The 25,417-nt window shown below is 43.9% G+C and carries 18 protein-coding genes; 7 read left to right on the top strand and 11 right to left on the bottom strand.

What is annotated here, in order from left to right:
• The first annotated feature begins 530 nt into the window (after positions 1-530).
• Together AC1DUD_RS15865 and AC1DUD_RS15860 are read left to right on the top strand one after the other, a co-directional pair.
• Entirely contained in the window at positions 531-2,996 is a 2,466-nt protein-coding gene (locus AC1DUD_RS15865) for a glutaminase family protein (RefSeq protein ID WP_477375990.1), read from the top strand.
• 99 nt (positions 2,997-3,095) lie between these two features.
• Positions 3,096-4,202 carry an acyltransferase family protein gene (locus AC1DUD_RS15860; protein ID WP_477375987.1) on the top strand — a complete coding sequence of 369 codons (1,107 nt, stop codon included), beginning with the start codon at positions 3,096-3,098 and terminating at the stop codon, positions 4,200-4,202.
• Between the two features lie 170 nt (positions 4,203-4,372).
• Here the strand turns inward: AC1DUD_RS15860 and AC1DUD_RS15855 are convergent, their stop codons facing one another.
• The 3 genes from AC1DUD_RS15855 to AC1DUD_RS15845 all read right to left on the bottom strand — a co-directional run bounded on the left by AC1DUD_RS15855 (position 4,373) and on the right by AC1DUD_RS15845 (position 6,446).
• Positions 4,373-4,621, bottom strand: a complete 249-nt coding sequence (locus AC1DUD_RS15855; RefSeq protein WP_477375985.1) for a hypothetical protein — start codon at positions 4,619-4,621, stop codon at positions 4,373-4,375.
• A gap of 196 nt (positions 4,622-4,817) precedes the next feature.
• Positions 4,818-5,693 carry an alpha/beta fold hydrolase gene (locus AC1DUD_RS15850; RefSeq protein WP_477375983.1) on the bottom strand — a complete coding sequence of 292 codons (876 nt, stop codon included), beginning with the start codon at positions 5,691-5,693 and terminating at the stop codon, positions 4,818-4,820.
• A 159-nt stretch (positions 5,694-5,852) separates the two neighbouring features.
• Positions 5,853-6,446 (bottom strand): hypothetical protein, encoded by a 594-nt coding sequence (locus AC1DUD_RS15845; protein WP_477375981.1) that lies wholly within the window; start codon positions 6,444-6,446, stop codon positions 5,853-5,855.
• 228 nt (positions 6,447-6,674) lie between these two features.
• On the opposite strand from AC1DUD_RS15845, the gene AC1DUD_RS15840 reads away from it, so the two are divergent.
• Positions 6,675-7,940: an alkaline phosphatase family protein gene (locus tag AC1DUD_RS15840; RefSeq protein ID WP_477375979.1), complete on the top strand. Its 1,266-nt coding sequence runs from the start codon at positions 6,675-6,677 to the stop codon at positions 7,938-7,940.
• A gap of 254 nt (positions 7,941-8,194) precedes the next feature.
• Here the strand turns inward: AC1DUD_RS15840 and AC1DUD_RS15835 are convergent, their stop codons facing one another.
• The 3 genes from AC1DUD_RS15835 to AC1DUD_RS15825 all read right to left on the bottom strand — a co-directional run bounded on the left by AC1DUD_RS15835 (position 8,195) and on the right by AC1DUD_RS15825 (position 13,838).
• Positions 8,195-11,848 (bottom strand): ABC transporter permease, encoded by a 3,654-nt coding sequence (locus tag AC1DUD_RS15835; RefSeq protein WP_477375977.1) that lies wholly within the window; start codon positions 11,846-11,848, stop codon positions 8,195-8,197.
• A 152-nt stretch (positions 11,849-12,000) separates the two neighbouring features.
• On the bottom strand, positions 12,001-12,693 hold the full coding sequence (locus AC1DUD_RS15830) for a LytR/AlgR family response regulator transcription factor (RefSeq protein ID WP_330862833.1): 693 nt from the start codon (positions 12,691-12,693) through the stop codon (positions 12,001-12,003).
• Positions 12,690-13,838: a sensor histidine kinase gene (locus AC1DUD_RS15825; RefSeq protein ID WP_477375974.1), complete on the bottom strand. Its 1,149-nt coding sequence runs from the start codon at positions 13,836-13,838 to the stop codon at positions 12,690-12,692. The genes AC1DUD_RS15830 and AC1DUD_RS15825 overlap by 4 nt, the downstream gene beginning before the upstream one ends.
• A 233-nt stretch (positions 13,839-14,071) precedes the next feature.
• Here AC1DUD_RS15825 and AC1DUD_RS15820 point away from each other — a divergent pair, with 233 nt between their 5' ends.
• The 3 genes from AC1DUD_RS15820 to ppsA all read left to right on the top strand — a co-directional run bounded on the left by AC1DUD_RS15820 (position 14,072) and on the right by ppsA (position 20,750).
• Positions 14,072-14,998: a GLPGLI family protein gene (locus tag AC1DUD_RS15820; RefSeq protein WP_477375972.1), complete on the top strand. Its 927-nt coding sequence runs from the start codon at positions 14,072-14,074 to the stop codon at positions 14,996-14,998.
• Positions 14,995-17,670, top strand: coding sequence for a carboxypeptidase regulatory-like domain-containing protein (locus AC1DUD_RS15815; protein ID WP_477375970.1), 2,676 nt, complete (start codon positions 14,995-14,997; stop codon positions 17,668-17,670). The genes AC1DUD_RS15820 and AC1DUD_RS15815 overlap by 4 nt, the downstream gene beginning before the upstream one ends.
• A 434-nt stretch (positions 17,671-18,104) precedes the next feature.
• Entirely contained in the window at positions 18,105-20,750 is a 2,646-nt protein-coding gene (gene ppsA, locus AC1DUD_RS15810; RefSeq protein WP_477375968.1) for a phosphoenolpyruvate synthase, read from the top strand.
• 142 nt (positions 20,751-20,892) lie between these two features.
• Here ppsA and AC1DUD_RS15805 read toward each other — a convergent pair whose 3' ends face one another.
• Together AC1DUD_RS15805 and AC1DUD_RS15800 are read right to left on the bottom strand one after the other, a co-directional pair.
• Positions 20,893-21,861, bottom strand: a complete 969-nt coding sequence (locus AC1DUD_RS15805; RefSeq protein WP_477375966.1) for a zinc-binding alcohol dehydrogenase family protein — start codon at positions 21,859-21,861, stop codon at positions 20,893-20,895.
• A gap of 89 nt (positions 21,862-21,950) precedes the next feature.
• Positions 21,951-22,535, bottom strand: a complete 585-nt coding sequence (locus AC1DUD_RS15800) for a Crp/Fnr family transcriptional regulator (protein ID WP_477375964.1) — start codon at positions 22,533-22,535, stop codon at positions 21,951-21,953.
• Positions 22,536-22,819: 284 nt separating this feature from the next.
• Here AC1DUD_RS15800 and AC1DUD_RS15795 point away from each other — a divergent pair, with 284 nt between their 5' ends.
• Positions 22,820-23,176, top strand: a complete 357-nt coding sequence (locus AC1DUD_RS15795) for a cupin domain-containing protein (RefSeq protein WP_477375962.1) — start codon at positions 22,820-22,822, stop codon at positions 23,174-23,176.
• Between the two features lie 7 nt (positions 23,177-23,183).
• Here the strand turns inward: AC1DUD_RS15795 and AC1DUD_RS15790 are convergent, their stop codons facing one another.
• From AC1DUD_RS15790 to AC1DUD_RS15780, 3 genes are read right to left on the bottom strand one after another with little or no spacing between them, the layout of a single operon-like run.
• Positions 23,184-23,933 carry an MBL fold metallo-hydrolase gene (locus AC1DUD_RS15790; protein ID WP_477375960.1) on the bottom strand — a complete coding sequence of 250 codons (750 nt, stop codon included), beginning with the start codon at positions 23,931-23,933 and terminating at the stop codon, positions 23,184-23,186.
• On the bottom strand, positions 23,930-25,006 hold the full coding sequence (locus AC1DUD_RS15785; protein WP_477375958.1) for an NAD(P)H-dependent flavin oxidoreductase: 1,077 nt from the start codon (positions 25,004-25,006) through the stop codon (positions 23,930-23,932). The genes AC1DUD_RS15790 and AC1DUD_RS15785 overlap by 4 nt, the downstream gene beginning before the upstream one ends.
• A 10-nt stretch (positions 25,007-25,016) precedes the next feature.
• Entirely contained in the window at positions 25,017-25,397 is a 381-nt protein-coding gene (locus AC1DUD_RS15780; RefSeq protein ID WP_477375956.1) for a nuclear transport factor 2 family protein, read from the bottom strand.
• Between the last annotated feature and the right edge of the window lie 20 nt (positions 25,398-25,417).

Genomic DNA, 25,417 nt, shown 5'->3' with positions numbered 1-25,417 from the left:
TTTGCTCGATTTTTTTAGAGAAACTCGCTTTTTCATTTGAATTAAGTATTTATTTAGCGATTATCTGAGCTACCTATCTTAAAACATCCTTCTGTATCAGAAAATTCTGTTTTGGTTTGGGGTAAAATTCGTTTAGCCGGTCTTTTTTTTTCATATCTAAATAAGTTGAAAGGCTAACCTTTTTATTAAGCTATGAGCTTATATCGATTAAGAAATATTCCTTAAAAGCGTACGAAGCCATTTTACGAAAGTAACGCGCTTTTATTGGGAGCCGCCGCTTAAAGAGACACGTGGCACGGCGTACCGCAGCCGGCTAACTTTTCGTAGTACACCGAAGCCATTAAATTTCTTTTTACCATAAGTAAATACTATCACTCCTCTCAAACGTTGAAACGAATACCGTGTAATCGCCTTTATATGCGCACGCGTGCGAAAATGAGACGATATGCGTGGACTTTGATACAATATGAAGATATCCCGGCAATGCTTTTACTTACTTTTACGATTTGAATAAAACATCAATTATATCCATGAACCAATCTAACCCACTTAAGTCATTGGTCTTGCTGGCCTATGCATGTCTAACCGGGACTGTGCATGCACAGGAAAGAAAAGCGCCCGCCTATCCGCTGATCACCCACAATACCTACTTTAGCATCTGGTCAAATACAGATCAATTAAACAAATCTACCACAACGCATTGGACAGGTGCAGATCATTCACTACTCGGGCTGATCAATGTAGATGGAAAGATCTATCGTTTCCTTGGAAAAGAGCAAACCAGCTACAAAACCTTATTGAGCGCTTCTGACGAAGCATCTTATAACGTTAATTACACGGAAAATAAGCCAGCGGGCGACTGGACTTCGCTAAAATACAATACCGCCGGCTGGAAACCCGGACAGGCGCCGATTGGTGACGATGAGAAGAGCGTAAAAACGTTGTGGAAATCGGATGACATTTGGGTAAGGCGGACGTTTAATTTGAGTGCTATTGCCGGCATTAATGAGCTTTTACTAAAACTTAACCATGATGACAACGTTGAGGTTTTCCTCAACGGAATTAGTGTTTACGGGAAGAAAGGCTGGACAAGCAGTTTCCAATATTTCCCGATCAATAAAAGTGCCCTTAAAGCGGGTCAGAATGTGATAGCTATTCACCTGGCTAATACGGCAGGTGGTCGCTTTTTGGATTTTGGCCTTGCAGATAAATTAAAAGACAATGCCGCCCAAATCTTACTGGCCGAACAAAAAAATGTCGAAGTAAATGCAACGCAAACTGTTTACAATTTCGCCGCCGGCAAAGTGAACCTTCAACTGACATTCACTTCACCATTGCTGTTGAGTGACCTGAAGTTGTTATCTCGTCCGGTTTCTTACGTTACTTATAAAGTGAACGCAAATGACGGAAAAAACCACGCCGTAAAAGTTTTCCTCGGCGCATCATCTGACATCGCGGTCTATCAGCCTTCACAGGAGGTTAGCGCACAAAAATATGCTACTGCGAAACTTTCCGTTTTAAAAACCGGCACTCTTGAGCAGCCTGTTCTTCAAAAAGGGGCCGACGATATGCGTATTGACTGGGGGTATTTTTATGTAGCTGCGCCAAAGACTTCCGGAGCGGTTCAATTTATTACCAAAGGCATCGACGCTGCTGATGCATTCAAAAAGGGAACTATTTTATCAACTGCATCAAAGGGTCATTCACTTTCACTAAATACGGTCATTCCTTTCGGAACAGTTGGTAAAAACGCTGTTGAGCGCTTTATTGAATTAGGTTATGACGAACGGCTTTCCGTACAATATTTCAATACTGATTTGAGGCCCTGGTGGAATAACTCGGGCAAAGCTACCATTGAAAATGAACTGACAAATGCGCTTAATGATTATTCGTCTGTTATACAAAAATGCAACGCTTTCGATAAGGCGGTTTATGCGGATGCCTTACGTTCGGGAGGAAAAGAATATGCATACTTGTGTGTATTAGCCTATCGTCAAAGCATTGCGGCTCATACGCTGGTTAAAAGCCCTGCAGGTGAAACCTTATGGTTATCTAAAGAAAACAATAGCGGTGGCTTCATCAATACGGTAGACGTAACTTATCCATCAGCGCCGCTTTACCTGCTTTACAACCCTGAATTGATGCAGGGGATGTTGAACGGCATTTTCTACTTCAGTGAATCCGGCAAATATCCGCACCCATGGGCTGCGCATGATTTGGGCACTTATCCAAAAGCCAACGGGCAAACCTATGGTGAGCCTATGCCGGTGGAGGAATCCGGTAATATGATCATCCTTTGCGCCGCTATTGCTAAAGCCGAAGGCAATGCCGGCTATGCAAAAAAACACTGGCAAACGCTCACCACCTGGGTTGATTACCTTGCCAAAGAAGGTTTGGATCCAAAATCCCAGTTGTGTACTGATGACTTTGCCGGTCACCTGGCCCGCAACGCCAATTTATCGGTAAAAGCCATCGTAGCGATAGCTTGTTACGCGCAAATGGCTGAAACATTAGGTGAAACGGAAACCGCTAAAAAATACCGGGCCATAGCCGAAGGCATGGTGCCTGAGTGGATAAAAATGGCCGATGCCGGTGATCATTACGCACTCACTTTTGATAACAAAGATACCTGGAGCCAGAAATATAACCTGGTTTGGGATAAGGTGTTGAATTTAAATTTATTCCCGCAAAAAGTGTATGATACCGAAACCCGGTACTATCTTACTAAAATAAACAAGTTCGGGATTCCGCTGGATAGCCGTAAATCATACACTAAAAATGACTGGATAGCCTGGACAGCAACTTTTGCTCCCCAAAAAGATCAGTTCGAGGCACTGATCAACCCGCTTTACGTACACGCCCTGGAAACCCCATCACGCGTGCCCTTGAATGACTTTTACGATTCCAAAACAGGAATCAGGGAAAACTTCAAAGCAAGGAGTGTAATAGGTGGTTTTTATATGAAAATACTGGCTGATAAATTGAACGCAAAATAATTTCTGAACATGTAATTATGAGCCGTACTGTTTCCACTTTGAGTGTGGGAGCTGCACGGCTCATATTACATAAAAGCCTGATTCTCCTATCTTAATATAATGAACAATAATAAACTGACTACCAAGCCGCATTACCCGATACTGGATGGTTTACGCGGAGTGGCAGCCATCATTGTAGTTACCTTTCATCTAACCGAACCACTGGGTACCGGACACCTGGATATCATCGTTAATCATGGATACCTGGCGGTAGATTTCTTTTTCCTGCTGTCGGGTTTTGTTATCGGCTATGCTTATGACGACCGCTGGCATAAAATGACGATCGGCACTTTCTTTAAACGGCGTATCGAGCGTCTTCAGCCAATGGTGATCTTAGGGATGACTCTCGGTGCTATCGGCTTCTATTTTACGGATTCTACGATATGGCCACTCATCCATACCGTCCCCGTATGGAAGATGCTGCTGGTGATGCTGATCGGTTATACCATCCTGCCCGTGCCCTTATCGCTTGATATACGTGGTTGGCAAGAGATGCACCCCATGAACAGCGTAGGGTGGTCGTTATTCTTTGAATACATCGCCAACATTCTTTATGCGGTTTGGATAAGGAAATTTTCAAAAACTACACTCGCAGTATTAGTTTGCATTGCAGCTGTAGCACTTGCTCACCTGGCTATCACCAATGGAGATGTTAGCGGTGGCTGGACGCTGAATGTGGAACAGGTGCGTGTGGGCATTACCCGCACCATATACCCTTTCTTTGCCGGCCTGTTACTTTCACGTGTAGCAAAGCCAACACAAATTAAAAATGCCTTTTTGTGGTGTAGCCTTTTAGTGGCTATTGTACTATATATGCCGCGCATCGGCGGTGCCAACCATCTTTGGATGAACGGGATCTACGAGTCTGTTTGCATCATTATCGTTTTCCCGCTTATCGTTTACCTTGGCGCCGGCGGTGAGGTCAATACCCAAACGGAGAACAGGATCTGCAAATTTCTCGGCGATATCTCCTATCCCCTTTACCTGGTGCATTATCCGCTGGTTTATTTTTATGTTGCGTGGATCAGCAATCACAAAGGCGTAACCATTGTACAAGCCTGGCCTTACGCATTAGCTATTTTGATCGGTGCAATTATCCTGGCGTATATCACCCTGAAATGGTACGATGAGCCTGTTCGTAAATTGCTCCGAAAAAAACTTGGCTAAAAAGAAAAGTCAACCGGGAGTACTCAACACTTTTCCACCGGCGTTGGGATGCAGGGCAGCGAACTCGTGAATTTTTTAATTTGTCACGAGTTCGCCCACACCCTGGCCTTTACGCTGCACTCGCGCCAGACAAGACAAAGCGGTATGGGCATACTATCGAGAGTCATCCCCTATTTCAAGTCCCGCTCTTTTACCTGTTTTTCTACCTCTTTATTCCTGATCTTATTTTTAGCCGCTATGGGTATATAGATCAGGGGAAGAAAAGTTAATAAGCCAAAACCATTTCTAACAGCACTATAAACAGCAACTCCAATCAAAAAACCAAAAATCGCTGCATCTAAGATATTGGTGGATTTGATTTTTTTTGCTTCTTGTACCAATTCTTCGTTTGTTAATTCTGCTAATTCTTTTTGTTTCATTGATGTGATATCTTTCGATGGTTAAGTTGTGGGCTGTAGTGCTTGCAGGCTACTATTGGGACTACAAGTTTACGAAATAAAAAAACTTCGACTGGCAATAAACAGCACCATCAACAACCAAAAATGGCGCGGTGACAACACCGGCCATAGGCTAATCTGCAATATAAAACACAGCGCTGTTACAGCATAACTATGTTTATTTTAAAAACCCATTCAAATATCCCAATATCGTGTTCGTCTGCATCATCACACCTACATGACTTTGCGAAGGAACTATGGCCAATTGCGATTTGGGCATTGCGCCCAGATCGGCAGCAACACCGCCTCCCAATAGTTGGTACGTTTTCATCAGCTCCACTTTATCCAGGCCATCATTGTCGCCTGATATAAGTAATACCGGCGAAGTAATTTTCGCGATATTGGCGTCACCCACGTCAAAGGGCTCCCCGGCAAAAACGATCATCTGTTCAACGAATTTTCTCCACTTTGTTTTGTCGGGTGCAACTGCATCATATCCCGTTTTTAAAGGGGTGTTGTCAAAAAATTCAGGCTTAAACCCTTTAAACCCATTATTTACAACGGCCAGCCAGCCACTTGTTTTGTAGGTGGAAGAAATGATCACCAGTTTTCTTACCCGTTTAGGGCTTTTCACTGCAAACTGGTAAGCTATGGAACCCCCCATGCTATATCCTGCAACATCGGCACTATCAACTTTCAAAAAGTTCATCACCCCTTCCACATCATTTGCCAGGGTAGCCATGTCTAATTTCCTGTCTGAAAACGGAGTGTGCCCATGTCCCTGCAATTCAAGAGCAATTACCTTTCTTGTTTTTGACAATTCAGGTATTAATTGCCCCCAGTTCATCTCAATGGTCATAAACGCGCCATGAAGTAAAATCAGGGGCCTGCCCTCGCCATATACTTCGTAATAAACTTTAATGCCGTTAACAGGCGCGTATCCGCTGGCTGTAGGTTTAATCTGCTGTCCCATAGACTGAAATACGGTAAAAGAAAGTATAAAAATCGTTAATACAAACTGCAGGACATTAGATCCTTTAAATGCTCTTTTCATAACACATTATTTAATTGTTTGATTTGATTGACAATACAAAGATCGAACGCATATCAAAATTCTGGCATGTGTAAAAACGACAATCTGAGGGGTGTATCGCGACAAGATATGGTCGTTATTATTCAGTGTGCACTATAACCATGTATCCGCAACCGGCTACTAACTATGTTTCCTATAATACAACTCCCAGATGTATTTATAATTACCAACCGGGCCGGCAGAAGGATCGCTACAATTAAATACATATTCGTGATGAACAGTTACGGTGGAGTCTGTAAACTCCCGCAACACCATTTTGTCCGAAACGGGCGTTAGAGCCGGAGGCGCATCCGGAGAGCCACCATAATAAATTGTATTTAAACCTGCCAGGTAGGTGGATACGGATAAAGTGCTATCGGCAGTATGATAAGTCCCGGCAACTTCATCTTTCATAACTCCATAGGTTGACAGTGCCGGGTACCAGTCCATAGCTAAACATGTATAGGTGCTGTCACTATTAAAAATCACGTAAGCTAAATTATAAGCAGCGGCAACGCCCGAGGTATTCAATATTTCTGCACCATCCCGGTATTTCACATATTTTTCTGCACTTAAATCCCACCGGCCTACCAATGTTATTTGCGGCGCGACAACAACTGGCTTTTTCGGGGAATCAACAACTGGCGTTGAAAGAGCAATTTTATCATTTTTACGACATGAGGCAACGCAAATAATCGCAAAAAGCCCGGATAATGTAAGTAGGGATCTTCTCATGGTATTAAAATGGAAATCAGCTATTTAAAAGTAATAATAAAATAGAAAAAAGCAATAGAAGATTTAGCCCGGCGGAGATATTTAAGTATGTAAACAAGACTTTCGTCAAGATTAAAATGTATTCCAACCCGGTTAACAAGATAGTTAGCCCCCAACACAAATTTCACCAAACACTAACACTCACCTAACGTAATGCCATTAGCTTTAGCCAATTGCACATTACAACTCATGAAAAAACTAACCTTATTCTCATTTTTTATTGCCTGCACAGCATTGAGCTTTGCCCAGGATACCACGCAGCGTATTGTACCTGGCAGAAAAAACAGCGCCGCCCAACAGCAAAAGCCTTATGTGATCCTGATCTCGGCCGATGGCTTTCGGTATGATTATGCCGACAAATATAAAGCGGAGCATTTGCTGGCCTTCGCTCAGGAAGGTGTCAGATCATCTTCAATGATCCCCGTACTTCCTTCTTCTACTTACCCAAACCATTATGCTATGGCAACAGGTTTATATCCTGCGCACAACGGTATCGTGCAAAACATTTTTTATGATCGCAAGCTGAAGCGATACTATGACTCTGGCAAAAAGGTGGAAACTCAAAACCCCGTTTGGTATGGCGGCACACCACTTTGGGTATTGGCCGAACAGCAACAAATGCTTGCCGCCAATTTTTACTGGGTGGGTTCCAACACACCTATCAGGGGCATTTATTCTACCTATTATTATCCGCATAACGAAAATATCTCGATCCATAACCGCATCCAGGATGTAGTGAACTGGCTGAAATTACCCGCCGATAAACGACCGCACCTCATTACTTTTTATCTGCCACCCGTTGACGATGCAGGGCACGACTTTGGCCCTAATTCGCAGCAGGTGATTGATGCTGTACATAACGTTGATTCTACCGTTTACGAATTGGTTAAAGCTGTTAAAAAAACGAAGCTTAAAGTTAATTTTATCTTCGTATCTGACCATGGCATGGGCCAGCCGGACACTCAACACCCACTGCCCACTCCCTCGGCACTGGATACCTCTAAGTTTATTATCTCCGGCGATAGAATGGTTGTTGAACTGATTGCCAAAGATCCGGCCGACATACAAAAAACCTACCAGGCACTGAAAAAAGAAGGTGGCGATTACGATGTTTACCTCCGCGACAATATGCCGGCACATTTACACCGCTCAACAAGCGACGATAAGTATAACCGCATAGGCGACATCATATTACTGCCGCATTGGCCTAAATTGTTCAACATCTATAACCGGAAACTCGATATCGGTCAACATGGATATGACCCGGCGGTGGTAAAAGATGTTCACGCCATATTTTTTGCCTGGGGGCCTGCCTTTAAGCAACATCTCCAAATAGGGCCATTTCCCAATGTGGATATTTACCCGCTGGTAACCGAGCTGCTGGGCCTCAAATACACCGAAAAAATTGACGGCACTAAGCAACTGGCAACAAAAGTTTTAATCAGGCATAATTGATCTGTCAAACACTCAAATTATCTAAAAATTAAGGTTTCCCTATAGTCTGCGAAGCCGCTCTACTTTTGTAAAGCGGCTTTTATATTTGTATCTTCATAAAAATGGCACAACAATAGCAACAACCATAAACTGAAGAGTTAATAAATTATTTGATGTCAAGGGCGAGTAAGACGCAAGCAAATCTTTTTTTGATTATAGGTACCCGCCTCCACATTTATTGGAAATAGCCCCTATCTCAGGGTTGATGCCGGCTACTATTCGCTCCTCAAACTCCTTACAGGATTAGCCAATGCCGCTTTTACGGCCTTGTAACCTACGCTTGTCCAGGCTATGGCAACTGATGTCAATATCGCCACGATAAATATATCCGGGCCGATAGTGATCCTGTAAGTAAAATTCTGCAGCCATTTATACATGAAGTAGTAGCCTATCGGAGCCGATATAACAAATGCAATAACAATAAGCACCGTAAATTCTTTAGAAAACAGGTATATAATATGCCCAACAGAGGCTCCCAACGTTTTACGTATCCCAACTTCTTTAGTGCGCTGCAAGGCCATAAACGATACAAGGCCATACAAGCCAAGGCACGAAATGAATATAGCTATACCGGCAAATATTTTAAAAAGCGTGGACAATTCATCCTCATTTCTATAAAAATTAGCTATCTTTTTGTCAAGAAATTGATATTCAAATACCCCCTCCGGAAAAGTTTTGTTCCACAAAACGTCAACATTTGCGAGAGTCTGGTGCAAATTCTGGGGTCGGACTTTGATATTCAGCTTTGAATACTGTGCCTTCCATGTCCCCATCAATACAGGAGGGATAGCGTTACGCAGCGAGGAGATATTGAAATCCTTCACTACACCTGTAATTTGTGCATTCAATTTCTTATCGTCCCATAACATAATGTATTTGCCTATGGCTTGTTTGGGATCAGTTATGCCCAGTTTATGGATCAAAGCTTCATTGACCACGTAACCTGCTACGGTATCTGATTTTTTATATGGCCCGCCGGCTACAAATTGAATATCGTATAATTTAAAATAGTCAACATCGGCCCATTTCAGGCAAGCAGCAAAGTCAACCTGTTTGGGTGCTTTATTAAATTTAAAGTCGCTAAACCAACCGCCGTTGTCAGATGGACTGTACAAACTGATACTTACATCTTTAATACCCGGTTGCTGTAAAAGCTGGTCTTTCAATGCACCTGCTCTTATTCTGCTGATGCTGTCTCCCGGGAAAGGAACAGTAATTACAGCATCTTTATTAAACCCAAGCGACTTGTTTCTAAAATAATTCATCTGGTAAATCAATACCAGCGTCCCGATCACCAGGAACTGGGCTATGCAAAACTGAGTTACCACCAACACCCTGCGCAACGAGATCCCGCTTGCGCGTCCGGCGTTGATCTTGTTTCTCAATGCCTCCATCGGGTTAAATCCTGATAACACAAGTGCCGGGTAAAATCCTGCCAAAAAAGTAACCCCGATAACCACACTTGCTAAAAATAAGATCACCATAGGATCTGCCAGAAAAGCCCCGCTCAGCTGGATCTCAAGCAGGTTATTCAACATTGGCAAGGCCACAAGCGAGATTATTGAAGCCAGTATGACAGCAAATAAAGTAATGATCAAAGTTTCGCTAATGAATTGCAGCACCAGTTGGTACCGGTTGCTGCCTAAAACCTTCCGTATGCCTACCTCTTTTGAACGGTTTACAGCCTGCGCTGTAGCCAGATTAATAAAATTAACACAGGCAATGATTAGTAGAAATAAACCGATCAAACTGATAACATTGATCAATTGTTTACTGAACGGGTGCCCGCTGTACACACCTACATCGGTGTTATAATGCATATCTTTCAATGGCTGCAATTGGAAGATCTCATTCTTATTGTAAGGCGCCGGTACATGCTTTTTCGCGAATGCTGCAAGCTCAATATTAAGCTGCCTTTCGCTCATCTCCGGGGGTAAAATCATATAGCAATTCCTATCGCCGAAAGTACTTATCCAATCCTGCGCGTTGTTACTAAGATCGCCTCCTTTTCCGATAAGGGTAACCCAGGAGACAGCCAGTTTCATGGGGAAATCAGTATTGGCCGGGGTATTCTCCAGGATGCCAGTCACTTTCAGATCGCGTTTATTTTCGTACCGTACAATTTTCCCCATCGCCGTGTGCCAATCGCCAAAAAATTTATCAGCTTCATCACGAGACAGCACAATAGTATTGGGCTCTGCTAAGGCGGTATTTTTATCTCCTGCCAACCATTTAAAATTAAAAATCCGGAAAAATCCGGGATCGGCATAGTATGCCAGATCTTCTTTAAACTTTTTCGCTGCGCCACCGCGTCCATCTACCACAGCATAATGCGAACCATCGTTCTTCATGATATTGGCCAACTGCTTTATTTGCGGAAAATCAAGCTTCATTCCTTCAACTAATGGTAATGGCGTTCCGGCACCGGCATGTGTTCCATCCGGGCCACTGTTTACCGTCACGATACGGTAGATGCGGTCTTTATGAGCATGGTAGTTATCGAAACTCGTTTCAAACTGGATAACCAGGAATATGAGCAGGCAGGCTGCAATACCTATTGCCAGGCCGGTAACATTGATACCGGCATAGCTTTTATTGCGCATCAGGTTGCGCCAGGCAATTTTGAAGTAATTCTTGAACATAAATTTGCGATTTGATTTCTCAACGGCCCACTTTGGAGCCGCTTCCTTGTTCGAAATTACTGTCGCAAAATGGATGTGACGCTCCAAGTTATAATATGGTCGCTCTTTTTTCAGTTCAGATTTATATGCTACCGGGCTTTTACCGGTTATTTGTTTAAAAGTACGGTTAAACGTGGTTTTCGAATTAAACCCTGATTCAAATGCTATGCCAAGCAGGGTTATGTGGTCATAAGCGGGGTCCTGCATTTTTCGGCTTACCTCCACTACGCGATATTCGTTAATGAAATCATTAAAGCTTTTTTTAAGTACTGTATTAATGATCCTGGATAATTCATTAGGATGCAGAGTGAGTTTTTCAGCCAATGAGCGCAAATTAAGCTCCGGATCCAGGTAATACAGGTTAGCTTTCAAAGTTTTCTTCAGCCAACTACCTTTATCCTTTAACTCCTGTGGAGGGGCCGTTTTTAAAACCGCTGGTGCAACTGCCGGCAAGCTGGTTTGCGGCCTTAAAAAGGCGATGGCTGCCATCCGGATAGCGAGGATCATTGAAAGAAGATACAATGGATAATAGGCATCAACCCCCAACTCATGGTGATAATAAAAATAATCTGCAGCTGTAAACAACACCCAGAATAGCCATAACAGGCCGAAACCAGCTAACAAATGATGTAGCCACCTCATCTCATACCTATACCGGTCGCCCTGATTAAATTTAATACCCTGATAAAAGTTTTCTATCAGCCGGTGAGACAAATACAGGTAGGTGATGGTGGAAATGAAAGCCAGCAAATGCAATACCGGGTTTAACTGCCGAAACATCAGCGTTTCATAGGTTGTTGCACCCGTTCTGATACTTTCTTTTACCTCCAATAACTGGATGCCCAATTCAAGCAATACCGGAACGAAATGCAGCAAGTTCTTAATCCGAAATTTATATTGAGGAAGGGTCAGTTTAAGTACATAAAAGAAAATCAGAGGGCCAAACGCAAGCGAAAACCGCATCGGCAGCCGGCTCCAATAGGGAATGTAAGTTTCCAGCCGGATATCAATGGCCAATATCCAGACCAACCACAAAGCGACAATGCCTAATGCCATAGCCAAAAACCGGTTTGCCGGCCTGTTTGTTTTTTTGGCGAACCACAAAAGCACGGCAAAGCCCATCCCGAGGAAAATAGCTCCTAAAAATACCGGGGCGTATAAGCTAATATGAAATGTGTAGGTTTTCAATTAGTTTACATGGTTCAATCCTCGTTCCAAGTTTGCAACTTACTGATATATAAAACATTACCCACCCATCCATATAGACATTGTAACAAAACCGAACATTTAGCTGTTCGGTTTTAGATGAACCCGCGCGGCAGGATGAAAAACCGGCCATATCATTTCAACCCCAGTCTGTTGCGCAAAAGATCCCGGTAAGTGCTGCCTATCGGGATCTTTTCGCCGTTAATAACCAGCTGATGTATTTCTATCATGGTAATATGCTTAATGGCCACCACGTATGATTTGTGCACACGTAAAAAATCCGCCGCCGGCACGAGGTCAAAAATATCTCCCATATTTTCGCGGATCAGGATCTTCCTGTCTTTCAGGTGAACAGTAATGTAATTACCATCTTTTTCCAGGTACAGGATCTCACTCACTTTAACCGGGTAAGTTTGCGGTCCGCTTTTAATGAAAACAATAGGATCATCTTCTTTGCTTACGCCATTTTTTGAAGGCTGTACACCTGTAGCTTTATTTATCGCCGCAAGAAAGCGCTCGAAAGTGATGGGTTTCAGTAAATAATCAAGGGCGTTCAGGTCATAGCTTTCCACAGCGTAATGGCTATAGGCCGTGGTAAAAATGATCATCGGCCTTGGCGACAGGGTTTGCACCAGCTGCATCCCGCTGATCTCGGGCATATTAATATCCAGGAAAATAAGGTCAACCTTTTCACGGTTCAGGAACTCAATTGCCTTCACCGGTTCGCGGAAAGTGGCTTTCAGGTCGACCAGGCTGGTTTTGTGGCAATAGCGCTCTATCACTTCAAGCGCCTTCGGCTCATCATCAATGGCAATACAGCTTATCATTCCAGGTCAATTTCAAGTTTAACAATATATTTCCCTTCATCTTCACTTATCTGCAGGTTATGCTTGCCCGGGTATAACAGGTCAAGCCGCCGCTTTACGTTTTCGAGCCCGATGCCGCTTTTCTCGTCCTCCATTTTTTTGATAGCGCCGTATTTCGGGTTGATGCAGGTAAAGATCAACCTGCGATCTGAAATTACAATGGCTATGTCGATTTCAGATGTTTGGCCGATAGAAACGCCGTGCTTAAAGGCATTTTCGACAAAAGGGATAAACAACATCGGGGCGATGGCTGCATTTCCGGTTTGTGCAGGGTATTCAAATATCACTTTTACCTCATCATCCGCATAACGTAGTTTATTCAGCGTGATACAGTCTTCCAGGTATGCTATCTCTTTGTTAAGCGGTACGCCATTGGCATTACTGTCATAGATCATATACCGCATCATGCCCGAGAGCTTGGAGATCCCGTCGGCAAGTTCATCATTCCCCTTTTCCTGGGCCATCGAAAACAGGTTATTAAGTGTATTAAACAGGAAATGTGGATTGATCTGCGATTTAAGGAACTTGATCTCGGTACTCAATTGATATGCTTCCAATTGATTACGCACCAGCTCATTTCGCGCCCACTCTTTCAAAAAGAAATAAGCTACCGAAAGCCCCGCTGCGGTTAAAAAGATGAGCAGCATGGTGAGCTGCATATGCATCCAGTTCCCCATCGCGAAAATTACATTACGGCCATCTATAAGATGAATATTACCACCCCCGCTTGTAGCGAAACCAGGAAGCGGAGGCACGGCAGGAAGGTTATTGCTTAATTTAGAAACAACGAAAATATAATTGGCCATGAAAACCAGTATAAACCACCCTGCCGCCATAGCTATGCCCGCAACTAAGTTTTTATAACGGAGCACTCTTTTAAAGATCCAGAATATGTTGCCGTAAAAAAGCAGGGCCAGAAAAGCGAGTGTAATACGGGAATAAGGGAAAATGGTATCGATCTGGCTCTTTTCCATTACCCTCCCGTTTTGAGTTATCCGTACCCGTACGTTTGAGCCTGTCAACGAGGTCAGGGTATAATACACCCCTATCCAAAATGCCAGGTGGATCAGTATCTCAATGATATGTTTGGCTTTGATACGGCGCATTTGTCAAAGGTATATTAAGCCCGGTTCATTCATAAATAATTGATGTTAATATAATGATTTGGCAGGTAAAAGGGCTTTTTTTGAAATCCGGGCTTAAGACTGTCGTCGATTTGTTTTTGGCGGAAGCTCAAATAACAAATATCCGTTTTATACCGAAACGAATGCGGTGTTCGTAACAAAGTTTTCGGCGGGTTTAAAGCGCAAAGTACTATTGCTTAAAAATATCCGAAATTATGAAAAAGCAATTTTTATTGTGTGCAGCCCTTTTATCATGCACTGTAATTGCCCGGGCGCAAAACCCCGATACCGCGCAATTACTGGTACACTACAAGTTTTCCCATATCAGGGATACTACCAATCGCGAGCACCCTTACACCGAAAACATGGTTTTGATTGTAGGTAAAACCGCCGGTGCTTACAAAAGTTATGATAAGCGGTTACAGGATGCGCTGTTCAAAAAACAGGTGCAGGAACAGATGGCTAACTCGGCCGATGGGCGGGTGAATATCCAGCGGAGATCGTCGGGCTCGGGAACAGAATATTACCAGTTCCCGAACGGGAAAAAATTGGCGCGAAAAGAACCACTGCTGTTCAATAGTTATCTCATAACAGATGCCTTACCCGCTATCGACTGGAAAATAAGCGGCGATACAGCAACGTTTGGCGGTTTGCATTGCCAGAAAGCAACAGCTCATTTCAAGGGAAGGGATTATACAGCATGGTTCAGTCCTGATTTGCCGCTACATATTGGCCCCTGGAAACTCAATGGCTTGCCGGGAGTGATTGTGGAGGCTTACGATACCAAAAAAGAAGTTGATTTTAAATTCGACGGGGTTGAAAAGGCGGTCTTCTCTACAAAAAAGGAAGATCAGGTAGCCGGCCCGGCCCCGGATAACCAGGGACGAATGACCGTCATGATAGGTATGGACGATCAGGCCGGCGATCCCAATATCATCCAGGTACCCACCAATGCCATCAAAACTAACGAAAAGGAGTTTGCCAAACTGCAGGAAGCTATGCGGAAAGACCCTAACGCTTTTGCCCAGTCGATGGCTGCTGCACAAGCCGCGAGCCAGGGCCGGCCGGCCCCGAAAATTGATATCAGGATAGGTCCGCCGCCTGTGATCAACAACCCGATAGAATTACCAGAAAAGAAATGAGCCGGTTTATAAAATCTGCCTGGCTGCTGGCTATAGCCTTGCTGTTTTCGGCCCTGTGCTTTGGTCAAAGCATCAAGGGTACCGTAAAGGACAGCACCGGCAAAGCCGTGCCTTACGTCAGCATTAACCTGAAAAACACTGCCACCAATGGCATCGTTAGCTATACGGTTGCAGATATCAAGGGCACTTATACTTTGCCGCTCCCGGCCAACACGCCGGTGAGCGGCCTGATGATAGAGGTACGTTGTATTGGCTATAAAAACCAAAGCAAAAGCATTACCGATTTACAGGCCCCTGTCGATTTTATTTTATCGGTTTCCATCAACCAGTTACAGGCGGTAGTGATCAAAAGCAGCAGGCCGGTACTGCGGACCAATGGCGATACATTGAGTTATAAAGTATCGGATTTCAGCAGCGTACAGGACAGGGTGATCGGCGATGTGATTAAGAAGCTGCCGGGTATAACCGTTACCTCCGATGGGAGGATCAGCTATAACAATAAACCGATCTCCAACCTGTACATCGGTGGTGATAACCTGCTGGATGATAAATATAATATCGCTACCAGCACTATTCCGCAGGGCGTGGTCGACCAGGTGCAGGTGATCGAAAACCATCAGCCTGTTAAGGTACTCCAAAATAAAGTGATGAGCGATGATGTGGCCCTCAACCTCAGCTTCAAAAAAGGGGCTAAATTACAGATGGTTGGGCAGGAGAGTATTGGCGCGGGTTTGCCAGGCAATTATGATGTGGATTTGAACGCCATGATGTTTAAGGATAAGTACAAGGCTATTAATTATCTCAAAGGCAATAACACGGGTAATGATTTACAGGAAGACCTGGTATCTCACAATTTTGCTGATTATATGCAGCGAGTGGATAACGATGTGCCGGCCACTATGCTGTCATTGGGCTCCGTGAACGATCCGGCCTTATCGCGCGACCGCTATTTATTCAACCGCTCGGGCATCCTCAACCTCAACAACCTGGTCAACTTTAAAAAGAACGTACAGATGAAGATCAATGCCTATTATCTGCGCGACACCCGTCGGCAAGACTATAGCCAAAACACCACCATTTTTTTACCCGGCGATACGGTACGCTATATCGAAACGCAGCGTAACCGCTTCCGCCCGGATATATTGCACACCCAATTTACGCTAAACGTTAATCAGGATAAATATTACCTGAATGACGTACTGTTGATGGATAATAACCGGTCGACCAATTACTCCAGCCTGAATACCAATGGCACCATGGTGAACCAGGTATTCAAGGATAATGCGTTAAGTTTTTCCAACGAATTTAACCTGATCAAATCGTTAAGATCGAACAATATTATCCAGGCCTATTCTTACATCAGTCACTCAGCCGAACCGGAGAGCAGAACAATAGAACCGGATTACAACAATGCCATATTTAATAACGGTATCCCCTATGCTCAATTGGTACAAAATGTAAATGTGCCAACCTGGTTCACCAATAACTATCTCTCTTTCAAAATACCATCAACCCTCATCACCCAGAGTTTCAAAACGGGGTTCAGCGTTCAATCACAAACGTTAACATCTGACCTGAACGTTGTGCAGGCTGATAACAATGTCAACCTCGAATCGGACAGCTCCGTCAACCACTTAAACTGGATAAGGAAAAAACTGTATGCCGAAGCTGCTTACGATCTGCCGGGCAGCATCCTCAAAGTGAACCTGACCTTGCCGCTAAGCCTACAGCGGATCGACTATTCGGACAGTTTGTATTCCTTGAAAAAAAGCTTGACAAGGTTGTATTTCAACCCGCAGATGAGAGTAAAATACCAAACCGGGCTCGAGAACTACCTTACCTTTCTTTACAGTTACCGCAACGAGACTGGCACTATAGAAGATATGTACCAGGGCTATATCCTTAAAGATTACCGAACACTTTATGCCAACAATACCAGCCTTACCGAAAGGCAAAACCAACTGGCCGCCCTTGGGTTCAATTACCGGAAGGCACTAACACTATTTTTTGCCAGTCTGAACGTTCTTTATAACCATATCACTTCCAATAATATTGCTTCGGATGTGATAACCAATAGCCTGCGGCAACGCGTGGTGCTGCCATACCCAAACAGTACCGATTCGTGGACGGTGAACGGCACCGTCAGCAAATATTCCTTTGCATTAAAAACCACTTTTAGCGGCGGGCTCCAATGGCAAAGCAATAAATCGGTGCAGATCCAGAACAATGTACTGCTGCCTTTCAGTACTATTTCCCAAACGCTCAATGCAGGCACCAATACCAAAGTGAACGAGCAGGTAAACTTTAGTTATAAGGCAACCTTTACCCAAATACACAGTCATTCGGTAGCAGAGGCATCGGCTTATCATATAAACCAGTTGCTTCAGCAGGCATCGTTCAATTATGATCCAACAACTTATTTACAATTCAAACTATCGGGCGAACATTACTTCACCCGCCAGCAAGGCAACCCCGACCTGAAGTACTTTTTTGCCGATGCAGATATAAAGTTCAGGATAGAAAAATGGAAAATAGACCTGGATCTGAGCGCCATCAACTTCCTGAATGTAAAAACTTACAATACGCTTTACCTATCAGCCAATACATTAACAGCAAGTTCGTATACCCTGCCGGGAAGGATTATACTGCTCAAGGTGCAGTTTCATATTTGAGTGATGGTCAAGAAGATGTTTAGAGGCAATTTTATAAAAATGCTATTGTAAAAAGGCGTTATTGCGAGGTATGAAGACAACCGACCGGAGGGAGCTCATTAATACCTATAAAAAACAAATTCATGTTCCCTCAGGGTCTCTCGCAGAAGACCCTGAGGTTCACCGCATGCTAAACATCTAACCGAACATTCAGAACAACCGAATCAGCATGGTGTATACATCAGGATCCTCTGCGAGAGATCCTGATGGGACGTTAAAAGTCAGTAAAACAGACACCAAACACCTGCAATAAATCCCTCTCCCCGCCCCCGCTGTTTGTAAGGACAACGCCTTGTTTCTGTCATTATTGCGCTCAAAAAAATATACTTGGTAAACAGCATTTTGATCCTTTTTACCTTATATTTTTGGTTGTAAATCTCAAAAAAGCCACCAATATGACTACGAAAAACAAGCCCAACACACCAATAGAAGCACATACTTATGTACTCGGTTTTCAGGATCTCGACAGGTCAACGCTTATGCTTGCAGGCGGCAAGGGTGCAAATCTCGGCGAGCTATCCGGGATCAAAGGTATCCAGGTGCCGGAGGGCTTTTGTGTAACCACCGAAGCTTATAAAAAAATAACCGGAAATAACCCGGAGCTTAACAACCTGCTGAATGAATTAACAACACTTAAGGCAGAAGATCGGAAAAACATCGGCGAAGCATGTGCAAAAATCCGGAGCGTCATCGAAAACCTGTCTATTTCTAATGATATAGCAGATGACATTGCAGATCATCTTGCACAATTTGACCAGCAAGAGGCCTTCGCTGTACGGTCAAGTGCTACGGCTGAAGACCTGCCTACAGCATCCTTTGCAGGCCAGCAGGATACCTATCTGAACATTATCGGGAAAGATGCTATCCTGAAGCATATCAGCAAATGCTGGGCTTCGTTGTTTACCGACAGGGCGGTGATCTATCGCCTTCAAAACGGTTTCGATCACCACAAAGTTTACCTCTCGGTAGTTGTTCAAAAAATGGTATTTCCGCATGCGGCAGGAATTTTGTTTACTGCCGATCCTGTTACATCCAACAGGAAAGTCTTATCCATCGATGCAGGCTTCGGAATTGGGGAGGCCATGGTTTCCGGCCTGGTGAATGCCGATAACTATAAAGTATTTAACGGCAGGGTCATCGATAAAAAGATCTCCACCAAAAAACTGGCTATTCATGCTCTAAAAGATGGCGGCACGCAGGAACAGGAAATTGAGCCGGAGCAACAGAGCAACCAGGTGCTCACAGATGAACAGATCTTACAGCTTGAGCACATTGGCAGAAAGATAGAAAACCATTTCGGCAGCCCCCAGGATATTGAATGGTGTTTGGCTGATGATACGTTTTACATTGTTCAGAGCAGGCCCATTACCACTTTATATCCCGTTCCTGAAACCAACGACCAGGAAAATCATGTTTATATCTCTGTCGGTCATCAGCAAATGATGACTGATGCCATTAAACCATTGGGGTTATCCTTATGGCAGTTAACCGCTGCCCGACCCATGTTTAAAGCTGGCGGAAGGTTATTTGTTGACGTTATGGATAGCCTGACCTCTTCTGCCGGCAGGGAAGCTTTGCTAAATAGTATGTCGCAACATGATCCGCTTATCAAAGATGCGCTCACAACCATTATTGAGCGGGAGGATTTTATCAGGCTGTCACCAACCGAAGAACAAGATCCCGCTAAAAGCAATAAAACTTTGCCGCCCTGGGCTTCGCCGGCACCAATCGAAAACGATCCAAAAATTGCTGCTGACCTGATTGAACGGAGCCAGACATCTGTAGAAACATTAAAACAAATTATCCAAACCAAATCAGGGACTGAGCTATTTGATTTTATCCTGGAAGACCAGCAGAATTTGAGAAAAAACTTATTTACCCCGCAAAGCATGGCTGTGATAATGGCGGCTATGAACGCTTCATCATGGATCAATGAAAAAATGCAGGAATGGTTAGGAGAAAAAAATCCTGCAGACGCGCTTGCCCAATCTGTACCAAACAACATCACATCCCAAATGGGCATGGAACTTTTGGATGTTGCAGACGTGATCCGCCCATACCCGGAAGTAATTGAGTATTTACAACATACAAAAAATGATAACTTTTTGTATAAACTGGCAAAGTTGAATGGTGGTAAGGAAACCAGGAATGCAATCAATGCCTACCTTAACAAATACGGCATGCGCTGTGCCGGCGAGATAGACATTACGAAAGCTCGCTGGAGCGAAAAGCCTATTGTACTGGTTCCTATGATCCTCAATAATATCAAAAACTTTGAGCCCGGTGAAAGTGCCCGAAAATTTGAACGGGGGCTACAGGAAGCTTTAAAAAAAGAAAAGGAATTGCTGCGCAAGTTAAGACAATTGCCGGATGGCGAACAAAAAGCCGAAGAAACCAAACAAAAGATCAGCCTGATCCGGAATTTTGCCGGATATCGCGAATACCCCAAATATGGCATAGTTAGCCGCAGTTTTGTTTATAAGCAAGCTTTACTCCGCGAAGCCGAAAAGCTTGTACAGGCGGGCGTTATCAATGAAAAAGAAGAGATCTATTATCTCTATTTTGATGAGCTGCGCAAAGTAGTACACACCGGAAAACTGGATCACCGAATCATTAGCGAGCGAAAAGAAGAGCACAAATTATATGAAAAACTAAACCCGCCGCGTGTTATCACATCCGATGGTGAAATTATCGCAGGTAGATATAAACGGGAAAACCTCCCGGCCGGTGCTATAGTAGGCCTCCCTGTTTCTGCCGGAGTCATAGAGGGAAGGGCACGTGTGATCTTAAATATGGAAGATGCCGACCTGAACGAAGGAGGTATATTAGTGACCTCATTTACCGACCCCAGCTGGACACCATTGTTTATATCCGTAAAAGGCCTGATCACCGAAGTAGGCGGACTAATGACTCATGGCGCAGTTATAGCACGTGAATATGGCTTACCGGCAGTTGTTGGCGTGGAGCATGCTACCCAACTGATCAAAGACGGGCAGCGAATTCGGGTGAATGGAACAGATGGGTATGTGGAAATTCTGTAGATCTTTGTTATGCTGAGTGTTTAAATCCGGCGAACTCTGAAAGTGAAATGAGAAAGCGGAGAACACTTACGAGGTTTTTAAAACTTCGTAAGTCTGGATCCTACAACTTGTCATGGATAAGTATGTCCTATCAACAACTTGATCAGGTCAATACAACAATTTTACCACCGGCATTATTGCTGTCCATTAAACGGTGGGCAGCAGCTATGTCATCCAGGTTGAATATCCGGCCGATGCTGAATTTAACTTTTCCTGCTTCTACTTCATTTATGAATTGTTGAAAGCTTTGCTGATCAACCCTGAACTGCCCACTATCATACACAGTCAGGTTAACAGTTGCTGGTATGTATTCCATAGGTGCAAAATCCTGGAAGGCCCATTGCTCTGCTAACATCCCCGTCATGCAAACGACACCACCGGGAGCAGCGCATGCCAACGAATCTTTCAGGGTAGAAGCTCCAACCAGTTCCAATACTTTATTTACACCGTTTGGAATGATAGCTTTTATTTTTGGCGTGATATAACCATCTTCAATTACAACATGATCCGCGCCATTGCTTAACAACATTTCTTTTCTGTCCGGGTTTCTCGTCGTTGCAATCACGGTGAGCCCGTTGATTTTAGCCAGCTGGATTGCCAGCATACCAATAGATGATGTACCGCCCCGGATCAGGATAGATTCACCCTGTTTAATTTTTAAAGAAAGATGAAGAGAGCCATAAACAGTTTGAAACATTTCGGGCATGGCGCCTAATCTTTCCCAGGAGAGGTTACTTTCAAACGAACCCAGCAATGATCTTGGCAACAGCGCATATTCGGCGTAACTGCCATCAAACTCCCTGCCCATACCTCCCATAAAGGCGGCAACTTTTTGTCCACGTTTAAATTCACCGGAAGGGTCGTTTTCCACTTCACCAACACACTCAATACCCAATACCCGAGGAAACCTAACATTGGGTGATAACCCCTTACGGGTCATCAACTCTGAACGGTTAAGGCCAAAAGCTTTCACTTTTACTAAAACCCAGCCTTCCGCTGGTGTTGGGACCGGTCTTTCTTCAATTACAATATTTTCGGGCCCGCCGGCCGTTTTTATAACTGCTGCTTTCATGTTTTTTATTTACGACAGCAAATGTCGGGGACATCCAACGAAGCTACCTATAAAGTATCTTAAGAAATACCCTTAAGATAGTTTAAGACTTATCCTTTGTGCGTGCGGGTTTTGCGGATGCTGCTGAGAAATTCAGGTGTAATGCCGAGATAAGAAGCGATCTGGGTATTAGGAAGCCGGTTTGACAGATTAGGATATTGTTTCAGAAAATACTCGTAACGTTCTTCAGCCGAAGAACTGATATTTTGCAGTACCCTGTTTTGCAGCTCGATATATTTTTGTTCGATTATTACCCTAAAATTATGGTCGAATTTGGGAAAATGGGTGTATAGGTAAATGACGTCATCATGTTTGATCTGCAACAACGTGGCGGGTTCAACAGCTTCGATATAAAGCTTACCCGGCTTTTCCGAATAAAAGCTGCTTAGGTCAGTAGCCCAATCGTTTTCGGCAATAAATTCTATATTATGTTCTTTGCCATTTGCATCAACGGCATACATTTTCAAACAGCCGGACACAACAAATGTAAAGTGCCTGCAAACATCGCCCTGTTGTAATACAAACTGCCTTCGCTTAATATTTCTTTCGGTAAAAAGCGCATTCAATGCTTCACGCTCCTGGGTGTTGAGCGGAAAGTAATTATCAAAATGTTGCTTCAGTTTTTCTATCGACACGGCCGCTTATTTATCTGCGCTGAGTTCGAATTTAAACAAATTGAGAACTATTTGTCCAACTCAGCCATAAATTCAGTCCGTTATATCTCATTTTTAATCATATAGGGCATGCAGCCGAATTATTAACCATTTACGGCGACTTGCATTTGTATCACAAATTGCATAGTTTTATTACAAACCAACCGTAAACCCAACCACACACGTTTCCTCACTTTAAAGAACGCATTAGTTTCGGCAGTCTTGAGATCAATTTTTTACTTGATGGCGATGATACCGACGGCTCATTGGTTCAGTTTGAGCTTGTAGTTCCGCCCGGAGCAAAAGTGCCAGCGCCTCACTTTCATGTTGAAGTAGATGAAACACTTTATATACTGGAAGGGACGCTTACGCAATTGATCGGCACAGAAACACGGGAGTTACAACCCGGCGATCATTGTTTTATAAAAAGAGGTACCATACATGGCTTTAACAACCTGCACGATAAAACTGTCAGGGTGCTATGTACACTTTCACCGGCATCTATCGGGCCGGCCTATTTCCGTGAAATTGCCACAGTAATTAATGCAGGCGGCCCGCCAGACATGCAAAAAGTGCTGGCTATTATGAAAACTCACGGACTTGAACCTGTTAAACCAAATTAACAGCTCCTTACAATGTTCTTTTTACACCCGGCGCAAGGATCTTAAGCTGTGTGCCGATCCCAAGCGCGTTAAACGATTGTTGCAACATCTCCCCGGTTTCGGTATAATGCGACCAGCCCTCAAAGTGCACCGGAATAATTGTAGCATCAGGAAAGGCAAAGGCCGTATCGATAGCATCGTTAGTACCCATGGTTACATTAAACGGGCCGCGTGGTTTAGCCGCCCCGGCAAATATGAACACATATTGAGGCTTAAATCTTTCTGCAACCTCTTTCACACCATCATAAAACACGGTATCACCAGTAATATAAATCTGGATCCCGGCTGCTGTTACTATAAAGCCTGTTACATCGCCGGTAAGTTTTTCGCTGCCAGCAGGGCCATGCCTTGCCGGTGTACCGGTTATAACTACTTCATCATTTAAGGTGACGCTTTCCCACGGTGCCAGGCCATAGGCATTACCGCCTAATCTTTCTGCACCAATTTTTGTCGTTAATGTTTTATCAACCTGTTTAAGCAATTCACGGCCTGCATGGTCAAGATTATCTCCGTGCTGGTCGTGACTTAGCAATACCACATCAATTTTACCGATCTCTTTAGTAGCCGGCCCTTCAGTTTTGTGGTAAGCGGGCTTGTCATTGATCATGAATTGTTCTCCTGCCGGGTCAAGCGTCGGGTCAGTCATGAGTCTTAAGCCGCCAATTTCCAGTATGATGGTTGGCCCGCCAAGGTAGGTTATATTAACTTCGTTTTTCATGGGTTCATAATTTTTGTAGTGTCTTCAATTATCGACTGCATCAACTCAGCAGCCCTGGTATGTTTTAATATCGGCGCTATTTGCCCACCCCAAAACAAAATCATATCCCACTTTTGCTGCTCAAGCGCAGCTTTTCTTAATGGCGACATAAAAGTTGTTTGCAAGGGAAAAGGTAAAAAACCGGCTTCTTTCCCAACCAGGTCTTTAGCAATCCGGCTGGTAATACCCCTGCCAAGCCTGCCCGTAAACGCACGTGACAAGGTAGTATATTTTGCCGCATCCGAAAACAACATTTGCCGATGGATAGGTAATGCGCCCGATTCGTCACAGGCTAAAAAAGCGGTACCAATCTGAGCGGCATCTGCACCCAGCGTTAAAGCTGCGGCAACTCCCCTGCCGTTGGCAATGCCCCCGGCTGCAATAACCGGAACCTTAACCTTATCTTTTATCAACTGCAGCAGCACAAAAGTGCCGGTAGTTGATGCCTCTGCCGGGGCAAGGAACGACGGCCTGTGGCCACCGGCTTCAAAACCCGATGCAATGATCATATCTACCCCGCTTTCCTCTAAGGCAATGGCTTCATCCAATGTAGTAGCTGCACCAACAGTAACCATGCCTAATCTGCGGCATTGTTCCAACACATCGGCGGGCAATGTACCAAACATAAAGCTGAATACCTTCGGACGCAGGTCAAGGATGGCCTGTAATTGGTTTTCAAATCTCAATTTAAATGGCGCGGGTTTTGGCGGCAAGGGAATCCCTGCTTCATCAAAATAAGGTTTAAACAATTGCGCGGTGTGCTCAAACTGCTCGTCCGTAGCTGCACCACCCGGTGCGTCGGTTTCCGAAACCCACAAATTAATATTATAAGGTTTGTTGGTTGCCGCTTTGATCTGCTTATCTACCGCTACAATTTCCTGGCCGCTGAGGGTGTAAGCCCCGTAACCGCCCAGCCCACCAGCGTTTGATACCGCAGCCACCAATTCAACCGACGATAAATTGCCTCCAAATGGTCCCTGTAAAATGGGATAATCAATACCCAGTATTTCCGATGCTTTTGTGTTATACCACATGGTTTTAGTATTATTTGCTTGTATCGCTGAGCATTTTATTTACAATGAGCCATCTACCATCAATTTTATGGAACGATAAAAACTCGTAGTAATTAAAGTCGTACATCTTCACTGTTACTTCGGCAACAGCAATTGAGTTCACCGTTTTAACAAAAATAACATTACCCTCAAATGGTTTGCCCGAATCCTTAGGACTTACCCTGTTTTTGACACCATTAAGATAAATGTCCAGCGTTTTTGCATAAGGTTGCCCTTTTACATCGCCGAAGAGCAAGGTCCCAGGGTTCATCACCTGGTTCAATAAATCCAAATTACCTTCATAAATACCTTTGAAGTAGTAATTATCAAGTGCCTGTTCAATGGCAGCTTCATCTTGTTTGTTAGTTTCCATTTTGTTTCTGATTTTAAACA

The sequence above is a fragment of the Mucilaginibacter sp. P4_A11 genome, from assembly GCF_056402535.1.
The sequence above is the reverse complement of the archived record's forward strand: the minus strand, read 5'-3'. Positions and strand labels throughout refer to the sequence as shown.

Bases quoted from the DNA above. Each gene is read 5' to 3' on its own strand.
- AC1DUD_RS15865 (WP_477375990.1), top strand. From the start codon at position 531: ATGAACCAATCTAACCCACTTAAGTCATTGGTCTTGCTGGCCTATGCA.
- AC1DUD_RS15860 (WP_477375987.1), top strand. From the start codon at position 3,096: ATGAACAATAATAAACTGACTACCAAGCCGCATTACCCGATACTGGAT.
- AC1DUD_RS15855 (WP_477375985.1), bottom strand. From the start codon at position 4,621: ATGAAACAAAAAGAATTAGCAGAATTAACAAACGAAGAATTGGTACAA.
- AC1DUD_RS15850 (WP_477375983.1), bottom strand. From the start codon at position 5,693: ATGAAAAGAGCATTTAAAGGATCTAATGTCCTGCAGTTTGTATTAACG.
- AC1DUD_RS15845 (WP_477375981.1), bottom strand. From the start codon at position 6,446: ATGAGAAGATCCCTACTTACATTATCCGGGCTTTTTGCGATTATTTGC.
- AC1DUD_RS15840 (WP_477375979.1), top strand. From the start codon at position 6,675: ATGAAAAAACTAACCTTATTCTCATTTTTTATTGCCTGCACAGCATTG.
- AC1DUD_RS15830 (WP_330862833.1), bottom strand. From the start codon at position 12,693: ATGATAAGCTGTATTGCCATTGATGATGAGCCGAAGGCGCTTGAAGTG.
- AC1DUD_RS15825 (WP_477375974.1), bottom strand. From the start codon at position 13,838: ATGCGCCGTATCAAAGCCAAACATATCATTGAGATACTGATCCACCTG.
- AC1DUD_RS15820 (WP_477375972.1), top strand. From the start codon at position 14,072: ATGAAAAAGCAATTTTTATTGTGTGCAGCCCTTTTATCATGCACTGTA.
- AC1DUD_RS15815 (WP_477375970.1), top strand. From the start codon at position 14,995: ATGAGCCGGTTTATAAAATCTGCCTGGCTGCTGGCTATAGCCTTGCTG.
- ppsA (WP_477375968.1), top strand. From the start codon at position 18,105: ATGACTACGAAAAACAAGCCCAACACACCAATAGAAGCACATACTTAT.
- AC1DUD_RS15805 (WP_477375966.1), bottom strand. From the start codon at position 21,861: ATGAAAGCAGCAGTTATAAAAACGGCCGGCGGGCCCGAAAATATTGTA.
- AC1DUD_RS15790 (WP_477375960.1), bottom strand. From the start codon at position 23,933: ATGAAAAACGAAGTTAATATAACCTACCTTGGCGGGCCAACCATCATA.
- AC1DUD_RS15785 (WP_477375958.1), bottom strand. From the start codon at position 25,006: ATGTGGTATAACACAAAAGCATCGGAAATACTGGGTATTGATTATCCC.
- AC1DUD_RS15780 (WP_477375956.1), bottom strand. From the start codon at position 25,397: ATGGAAACTAACAAACAAGATGAAGCTGCCATTGAACAGGCACTTGAT.